This window comes from Streptomyces sp. NPDC054956 (assembly GCF_053609185.1).
Genome location: NZ_JBSGXB010000341.1, coordinates 1 through 7,503 on the forward strand (window position 1 = coordinate 1; position 7,503 = coordinate 7,503).

Sequence of the window (7,503 nt, forward strand, 5' to 3'; positions counted from 1 at the left end):
ACCCACAGCCCCAGACGCTGCCGACCGGCGAGGAGGCACGCCCATGACCGCCGAACCGGAGCGCCTGCGCGAACGGGCCGCCGCCGCGCTGACCGCGGCCCGGGTCCGCACGGCCGGGCTCACCGACGCCGTGTCCGACGGGGATCTGACCGCGCAGCATTCCCCCTTGATGTCACCGCTGGTCTGGGACCTTGCGCACATCGGGAACATGGAGGAGCTGTGGCTGCTGCGCAACGTGGCGGGCCGCGAGTCCATGCGCCCCGAGATCGACCCGCTCTACGACGCTTTCGAGCATCCCCGTTCGGAGCGCCCGAAGTTGCCGCTGCTGGGTCCGGACGAGGCCCGCCGGTACGCGGCCGAAGTGCGCGGGCGGGTCTTCGACCTGCTGGAGTGCACTCCGCTGGAGGGCACGGCCCTGCTGGACGGCGGCTACGTGTTCGGGATGATCGCGCAGCACGAGCAGCAGCACGACGAGACGATGCTGATCACCCATCAACTGCGGCGGGGCGCCCCGGTACTGGCGGCGCCCGAGCCGGACCCCCCGCAGGGGCCGCCGCCCGCGGTGGCCGAAGTCCTCGTACCCGGCGGGCCGTTCACGATGGGCACCTCCGCCGAGCCGTGGTCGCTGGACAACGAGCGGCCCGCGCACGTCCGCGAGTTGAAGCCGTTCTGGATCGACACGGTTCCGGTGACCAACGCCGCGTACCAGGAGTTCATGGCGGACGGCGGCTACCACCGGGAGGCGTGGTGGGCCCCTGCGGGCTGGGAGGAGGTCCGGCGGCACGGGCTCGAGGCCCCGCTGTTCTGGCACCGCGAGGGCGATACGTGGCTGCGCCGCCGTTTCGGGGTGACCGAGCCGGTGCCCGGGGACGAGCCGGTGCTGCACGTCAGCTGGTACGAGGCCGACGCGTACGCCCGGTGGGCGGGGCGCCGGCTGCCCACGGAGGCGGAGTGGGAGAAGGCCGCCCGGCACGATCCCGCGACGAGCCGCTCCACCCGCTACCCGTGGGGCGACGCGGACCCCACCCCCGCGCACGCCAACCTCGGCCAGCGCCACCTGAGGCCGGCCCCCGCGGGCAGCTATCCGGCGGGGGCCTCCCCGCTCGGGGTGCGCCAGCTGATCGGCGACGTGTGGGAGTGGACGGCCTCGGACTTCCTGCCCTACCCCGGGTTCCGGGCGTTCCCGTACCGCGAGTACTCGGAGGTCTTCTTCGGCCCGGAGCACAAGGTGCTGCGCGGCGGTTCCTTCGCCGTGGACCCGGTGGCCTGCCGGGGCACCTTCCGCAACTGGGACCTGCCGGTGCGCCGGCAGATCTTCTCCGGGTTCCGTACCGCACGCGACGCCCGGGCAGCGGGTGGCGCCTGATGTGTCGTCACATAGCCTATCTGGGGCCGCCCGTGAGCCTCGGACGACTGCTCAGCGAGCCCGAGCACTCCCTGGTGCGCCAGTCCTGGGAGCCGCGCCGGCAGCGGCACGGCACGGTCAACGCCGACGGTTTCGGCGTCGGCTGGTACGCGGAGGGCGATCCGGTGCCCGCCCGCTACCGCCGGGCCCGGCCGATCTGGGGCGACCTGGTCTTCACCGATCTGGCCCGCGTGGTCCGCAGCGGGGCCGTACTGGCGGCCCTGCGGGACGCCACGCGCGCCGGGGCGGACGGGGAGGCGGCGGCCGCGCCGTTCGCGGACGGGCCGTGGCTGTTCAGCCACAACGGAGCCCTGCGGGACTGGCCGGACGCTGCGGCCCCGGTCGCCGCCGCCTCGCTGTCGTCCGGCGAGCTGCTCTCGCTGGCCGCCCGTACGGATTCGGCGCTGGTCTGGGCGCTGGTCCTGCGCCGGCTGCGCGAGGGGGACGGACTCGGCGAGGCGCTCGCCGGGCCGGTCCGGGAGCTGGCCGCGGCCGCGCCCGGTTCCCGGCTGAACCTGCTGCTGACGGACGGCCGGTCGATCGCGGCCACGGCCTGGGGGGATTCCCTCTGGTACCTGGCCGATGCCGCCGTGCCGCGCACGGTGGTGGCGTCGGAGCCCTACGACGACGATCCGCGCTGGTGCGAGGTGCCCGACCGGACCCTGCTGACCGCCACGCGGACCCGGATCGATCTCGTCTCCCTGAAGGAGACCCCCACCGGAGCCCCGTATCGAGGAGCCCCACAGCAAGGAGACGAAGGACCGTGAACGACTTCCGGCTGACCCGCACGCTCGACGAGCACGCCGCCGAGGCGGCCTTGCGCACGGACGTGCTCCAGGGGCTCACCGGCTCCCCGAAGACGCTGCCGCCCAAGTGGTTCTACGACGCCCGGGGCAGTGAACTCTTCGAGGAGATAACCCGGTTGCCCGAGTACTACCCGACGCGCGCCGAGCGGGAGATCCTGCTGGAGCGCGCCCAGGAGATCGCCTCGGTGAGCGGTGCCCGCACCCTGGTGGAGCTGGGGTCGGGTTCCTCGGAGAAGACCCGGCACCTGATCGAGGCGCTGCCCGCGCTGGACACGTACGTACCGGTGGACGTGAGCGAGAGCGCGCTGACCGGGGCGGCCGAGGTGCTGCTCGCCGCCCATCCGGGGCTGCGGGTGCACGCGTTGCTGGCCGATTTCACGAAACCGCTGAGGTTGCCGGACTCCCCCGGTCCCCGGCTGGTGGTCTTCCTGGGCGGCACGATCGGGAACCTGCTGCCCGAGGAGCGGGCGGTGTTCCTGGCGGACGTACGGGCGATGCTGTCGCCCGGGGACGCGCTGCTGATGGGGACGGACCTGGTGAAGGACGAGGCCGTGCTGGTGGCGGCCTACGACGACGCGCAGGGGGTCACGGCCGAGTTCAACAAGAACGTACTGGCCGTGATCGACCGGGAGTTGGGAGGTGATTTCCACACCGCCGACTTCGCTCACGTGGCGGTGTGGAACCGGGAGCACGAGTGGATCGAGATGCGGCTGCGGGCCCGGTCGCAGGTGCTGGTGAAGGTCCGGGCGCTGGATCTGGAGGTGCCCTTCGAGGCGGGTGAGGAGATCCTGACGGAGATCTCCGCGAAGTTCCGTCAGGAGGGGCTCCGGAAGGAGCTGGCGTCCGCCGGGCTCGAACTGACCCACTGGTGGACGGACGTGGCGGGGCGCTTCGCCCTGTCCTTGTCGGTGGCCGACGGCATCGGTACGGACGCCCGCACGGAAGCGGACGCGGACGCAGCTGCGGATGCGGATGCGGATGCGGATGCGGACGGCTGGGAGGGTACGCCGGGCAGCGAAGCCCCCGACGGCCGCGACGCCGGGCCGGGTTCCGCGAGTACGGCGGCCTGAGCGGCTGCCGCGAGGTCCCGCCGGTCCGCGTACCGGCCCGGTGGGATCCGCGGCAGCAGCCGTACTTCGGCCCGTACCCCGCGGGCCCGCGCGATCCGCCACAGCGAGGCGGTCAGCGGATCGTCCCCGACGAAGGCGGGCGCCCCGGCCGGGGTCCCGTCCGCGTCCAGGTAGCAGATCCGTACGGGCTGTACGGGTACCCGCGCGTCCAGGGCGGCCTGGAACGCGGCCCGCCGGAAGGGGCCCTGGGCGCGCCCGCACCAGGTGGAGCCCTCGGGGTAGACGGTGACCCGGTCCCCGGCGAGCAGGGCGCCGGCGACGGCCTCGACGGTGGCGGGCAGGGCGCGGATCCGGTCGCGTTCGATGAACAGGGTCCCGGCCTGCCGGGAGAGGGGTCCGAGTACGGGCCAGTCCCGGATGTCGCTCTTGGCCAGCATCCGGGAGGGCAGGACGGCGGCGACGAGCGGGATGTCGAGCCAGGAGATGTGGTTGGCGACGATCAGGCGGCCGCCGCCCGGGCCGGCGCTGCCGTGGACGGTGACGCGCAGGCCGAAGGCGCGCAGCAGCGCCGTCGCCCAGGCCCGTACGACCACGTGCCGGGGGCGCTCCGGCAGCAGGCGCAGCGGCGTGGCGCCCAGGATGCCGAGCAGGATCAGGGCGACGGCGGCGGTGAGCCGCAGGACGGCGCGGGGCACGCTCGCGGTGTCACCCTCGTGCTCGGCGCAGGCCACGGGGGTGCAGGGCGAGGTCGGGAGCCAGACGCTCATGCGCCCGGGGCGAGCGAGAGGAAGTGCTTGAGGTAGCGCGGGTTGGTGCGGCGCAGGGAGAGCAGGACGTAGAGGTCGGCGCAGCCGAACTCGGCGTCGAAGGCGGGTTCGCCGCAGACCCAGGCGCCCAGGCGCAGGTAGCCGCGCAGCAGCGGGGGCAGTTCCATGCGGCCGGGGAAGGTGATGCCCTCGGGGCTCCAGGGGAGGTGCGGGGTGACCCGGTACTCGGCGGGGGCGAGGCTGCGGGTGAGGACGTTCTCGCGGGTGGCGGCGGCGAGGATGCCGCCGTCGGCGAGCGGTATCGAGCAGCAGCCGGCGAGCCAGTTGTGCCCGGAGCGGTCCATGTAGCGGGCGAGGCCGGCCCAGATCAGGGCGATGACGGCGCCGTTGCGGTGGTCGGGGTGGACGCAGGAGCGGCCGACCTCGACGAGGTCGGGGCGGATCGGGGCGAGGGCGGAGAGGTCGAACTCGCCCTCGGAGTAGAGGCGGCCCGCGACGGCGGCGCGCTCGGGCGGCAGGATCCGGTAGGTGCCGACGACCTGCTCGGTCTCCTCGTCGAGGACGAGGAGGTGGTCGCAGTACGCGTCGAAGGCGTCGGAGTCGAGGCCGGGTTCGGGGCCGTCGAGGCGGGCGCCGAGCTCCCCGGCGAAGACCTGGTGGCGCAGCCGCTGGGCGGCGCGCACCTCGTCCTCGTTGCGGGCGAGGCGGACGGCGTAGCGGGGAGCGGGGGCCCCGGTGGCGGGCGCCGGGGCGGGGACGGAGGCGACGGTGACGGTGGGGGTGGGAGCGGCGGCCGTGGCGGGCGCCGGGACGGCGGTGAGGGGGAGGGCGGACGGGGACAGGGGTGCGATGGTCATGGCGGCTCCTGGTCCGGGCACGGGAGCCAGGCCGGCAGGTGTGTGGCCTGGCTTCTTTACTTCTTCCGTGACCGGCTGGATTCGACATGACCGCTTCGCGGCCCTTGGATGTGCGAACGCTGAACTCGGAGGTCGGGCCCTCCGCCGTCGAAGGGCGCGCCCCGGGTCAGCGGTCGGAGCTGAGGACCTTGCTGATGCTGTCGGAGGCCGTCTTCGCGGCTTCCTTGGGGTCCTGGCCGGTGAGGACGGCCGTCATGAAGGGCTTGATCGGGTTCTTGGCCTCGACCTCGGCCCAGCGGGCGGACTTCGGGGTGGCGCGGCCCTGGGCGGCGCCGGGGGCCATCGCGGTGGCACCCTCGTTGCCCTCGACGACGTGCGCGAGGGTGGTCTTGTTGGGGACGTAGCTCATGGTGCGGGCGAGCTCGGTCTGCCACTTCTCGCTGACCAGGGCCGTGATGACGTCGACCGCGTTCTTACGCTGCTTCGTCTTCTCCGGGATGATCAGGTCCGAGCCGCCGGTGAAGACGGCACCCACCTTGTCGGCGGTCTTCCCGGGGATCGGGAAGAAGCCGAGCTTGCCCTTCAGCGCGGGGTTGGCGGCTTCGATGGCGGCGGCCTGCCCGGGCGGGGCGATGATCTGGGCGATCCCGCCCCGGGCGAAGACCTCGGCCTGCGGGGGCGTCTCCTCGTCGGCGTCCTTGGGACCGTTGCCGAGGTCCTGGAGCTGCTTGTAGAACTCCATGCCCGCGAGGGCCTTGTCGTCGTCGAGGGTGCCGAGCCACTGGCCGCCGCCCTCGACCGCGAGCTCGCCGCCCTCGTCCCAGACGAATCCGGCGAGGACGTACCAGTTCTGCCCGGCGAGGTAGATGCCCTGCTGGCTGCCCTTGTCGAGCTTCTGCGTGGCCTGGATCCACTCCTGCCGGGTCTTGATCGGGGTCTTGATCCCGGCGTTCGCGAAGAGTTCCTTGTTGTAGATCACCACGCGGTTGGCGGCGTACCAAGGGACGCCGAACTGGGCGCCGTTGACGCTGCCGGGGTCGGAGAGGCCCTTGAGCCAGTCCTTGCCCTCCCACAAGCGGAGGGCTTCGAGGGTGAGTTCGTCGACGCCGCCGGTCTCCACGTACTGGGCGACCTGGGTGTTGCCGACCTCGATGACGTCGGCGCTCTCCGTGCTCTTGCCGGCCAGCACGGCGTTGACCTTGTCGCCGATGCCCTTCCACTCCTGGATCCTGACGTCGAGGTCGACTCCGGGGTGGTCCTTCTCGAAGGAGCTGGTGAACCGGGCGATGAAATCGTCCGACGCGCTGCCCTTCATCAGCCAGAGCGTCACCTTCTGCGGACCCCCCGCCGATCCGGCGAGGCCGCAGCCGGTGAGGGCGGTCGCCGCCACGAGAGCGGTGGACACGGCAAGGAAGCGCATCTTCACGAAGGTCACCTTCTGGGGACGGATCTCAGATGGCTTGAAATTGGCATAGACCAATGGGCGGGTCAAGGGGGTTTCGCTCCGGATTGTTCACGCAAAGTTCGCGGACCCGGACTTACTGGGGCACCGTAGAACAAGGCAACAGCCACCCAGTGTCGGGAGACCCCCATGTCCAATCACACGTACCGGGTGACCGAGATCGTGGGCACGTCCCACGAGGGCATCGACCAGGCCATCCGCAACGGAATCGCACGCGCGGGCGAAACCCTGCACAACCTGGACTGGCTCGAGGTGACACAGATCAGGGGCCACATCGAGAACGGCGAGGTAGCGCACTTCCAGGTCGGACTCAAGGTCGGTTTCCGGCTCGACGGCGAGGCCTGAGGGACCACCGGGGGCCCGGCGGAGCGAGGGCCCCCGGGACGGCGCTCAGGTCCGGCCCTCGCCCTCCTGCGCGTCCTTGAGCTCCGGCGCGTCCGCCGCCCAGTCCGCCAGGACCACGCGGAAACCCGCCGCGCGCGCCGCCTGGCACACGAGCTCGTCGTCGTCCACGAGCATCCGCACCTCGCGGCCCCGCGAGATCCGCCGCAGGACCTCCAGCTTGGTCGTCCGCGCGGGCCGCCGGTCCTGGTCCCCGCGCATCCACAGCCGCCCCTCGGGCAGTCCGTGCCGGGTGAGCCAGTCGACCGTGTCCGCGCGGCACCGCTCCGGGCGCCCGGTCAGGTACGCGACCTCGCAGTCGGCCGCGCTCTCCACCGCGAGCGCGATCCCGCGGGCCAGCGGCGGATCGGCCGGGGCCGCGCCGAAGAAGCCGCTCCAGTCGCGCGGCCGGCGCTCCAGGAAGTGCTGGCGGTGATCCGTGTCGGCCAGGGTGTTGTCGATGTCGAAGACGGCCAGGGGCCTGCGGTTCTGAGTCTCGGTCACCCCGCCAGCGTAATCACGCGCCGCCGCACTCCCCCGGACCGGGCCGCCCCGGTCCGGGCCGGGCCCGGCCGGGCCCCGGGAATCCTGACGGCCCTCCGGCGTTGATGCCTGTGTGATCCGGAAACTCTCGATACTCGACCGGTCCCGCACGCGCGAGGGACATCCCGCCGCGCAGGCCCTGCGGGACACCGTCGGCCTCGAGCGCGCCGCCGAGCGCCTCGGCTACGAACGTTTCTGGGTGTCCGAACATC

Annotated in this window: 7 protein-coding genes and 2 pseudogenes; 5 read left to right on the forward strand and 4 right to left on the reverse strand. The window is 72.7% G+C overall.

Annotated elements, in window-relative coordinates:
- Positions 1–43 precede the first annotated feature (43 nt).
- The 3 genes and pseudogenes from egtB to egtD all read left to right on the forward strand — a co-directional run.
- Positions 44–1,366, forward strand: coding sequence for an ergothioneine biosynthesis protein EgtB (egtB, locus tag ACWGDE_RS33365; protein ID WP_453392796.1), 1,323 nt, complete (start codon positions 44–46; stop codon positions 1,364–1,366).
- The gene (egtC, locus tag ACWGDE_RS33370) at positions 1,366–2,172 is read left to right on the forward strand and encodes an ergothioneine biosynthesis protein EgtC (protein ID WP_453392797.1); all 807 of its coding nucleotides are present in this window, start codon (positions 1,366–1,368) and stop codon (positions 2,170–2,172) included. The genes egtB and egtC overlap by 1 nt, the downstream gene beginning before the upstream one ends.
- Positions 2,169–3,125 (forward strand): annotated as a pseudogene (egtD, locus tag ACWGDE_RS33375) (L-histidine N(alpha)-methyltransferase); the annotation flags it as partial. The gene egtC and the pseudogene egtD, both read left to right, overlap by 4 nt.
- Here egtD and ACWGDE_RS33380 read toward each other — a convergent pair.
- The 3 genes from ACWGDE_RS33380 to ACWGDE_RS33390 all read right to left on the reverse strand — a co-directional run bounded on the left by ACWGDE_RS33380 (position 3,026) and on the right by ACWGDE_RS33390 (position 6,331).
- The gene (locus ACWGDE_RS33380) at positions 3,026–4,048 is read right to left on the reverse strand and encodes a lysophospholipid acyltransferase family protein (protein ID WP_453392798.1); all 1,023 of its coding nucleotides are present in this window, start codon (positions 4,046–4,048) and stop codon (positions 3,026–3,028) included. The pseudogene egtD and the gene ACWGDE_RS33380 overlap by 100 nt on opposite strands.
- On the reverse strand, positions 4,045–4,905 hold the full coding sequence (locus ACWGDE_RS33385; RefSeq protein WP_453392799.1) for a GNAT family N-acetyltransferase: 861 nt from the start codon (positions 4,903–4,905) through the stop codon (positions 4,045–4,047). Before ACWGDE_RS33385 ends, ACWGDE_RS33380 begins: the two co-directional genes overlap by 4 nt.
- A gap of 166 nt (positions 4,906–5,071) precedes the next feature.
- Positions 5,072–6,331: an extracellular solute-binding protein gene (locus tag ACWGDE_RS33390; protein ID WP_453392800.1), complete on the reverse strand. Its 1,260-nt coding sequence runs from the start codon at positions 6,329–6,331 to the stop codon at positions 5,072–5,074.
- Positions 6,332–6,496: 165 nt separating this feature from the next.
- On the opposite strand from ACWGDE_RS33390, the gene ACWGDE_RS33395 reads away from it, so the two are divergent.
- Positions 6,497–6,712 carry a dodecin gene (locus ACWGDE_RS33395; RefSeq protein WP_453392801.1) on the forward strand — a complete coding sequence of 72 codons (216 nt, stop codon included), beginning with the start codon at positions 6,497–6,499 and terminating at the stop codon, positions 6,710–6,712.
- A 45-nt stretch (positions 6,713–6,757) separates the two neighbouring features.
- Here ACWGDE_RS33395 and ACWGDE_RS33400 read toward each other — a convergent pair whose 3' ends face one another.
- A complete protein-coding gene (locus tag ACWGDE_RS33400) occupies positions 6,758–7,252 on the reverse strand; it encodes a phosphatase domain-containing protein (RefSeq protein WP_453392802.1) in 495 nt (164 codons plus the stop codon).
- A 112-nt stretch (positions 7,253–7,364) separates the two neighbouring features.
- On the opposite strand from ACWGDE_RS33400, the pseudogene ACWGDE_RS33405 reads away from it, so the two are divergent.
- A pseudogene (locus tag ACWGDE_RS33405) lies at positions 7,365–7,503 on the forward strand (LLM class flavin-dependent oxidoreductase); the annotation flags it as partial.

Bases quoted from the DNA above. Each gene is read 5' to 3' on its own strand.
- egtB (WP_453392796.1), top strand. From the start codon at position 44: ATGACCGCCGAACCGGAGCGCCTGCGCGAACGGGCCGCCGCCGCGCTG.
- ACWGDE_RS33395 (WP_453392801.1), top strand. From the start codon at position 6,497: ATGTCCAATCACACGTACCGGGTGACCGAGATCGTGGGCACGTCCCAC.
- ACWGDE_RS33380 (WP_453392798.1), bottom strand. From the start codon at position 4,048: ATGAGCGTCTGGCTCCCGACCTCGCCCTGCACCCCCGTGGCCTGCGCC.
- ACWGDE_RS33385 (WP_453392799.1), bottom strand. From the start codon at position 4,905: ATGACCATCGCACCCCTGTCCCCGTCCGCCCTCCCCCTCACCGCCGTC.
- egtC (WP_453392797.1), top strand. From the start codon at position 1,366: ATGTGTCGTCACATAGCCTATCTGGGGCCGCCCGTGAGCCTCGGACGA.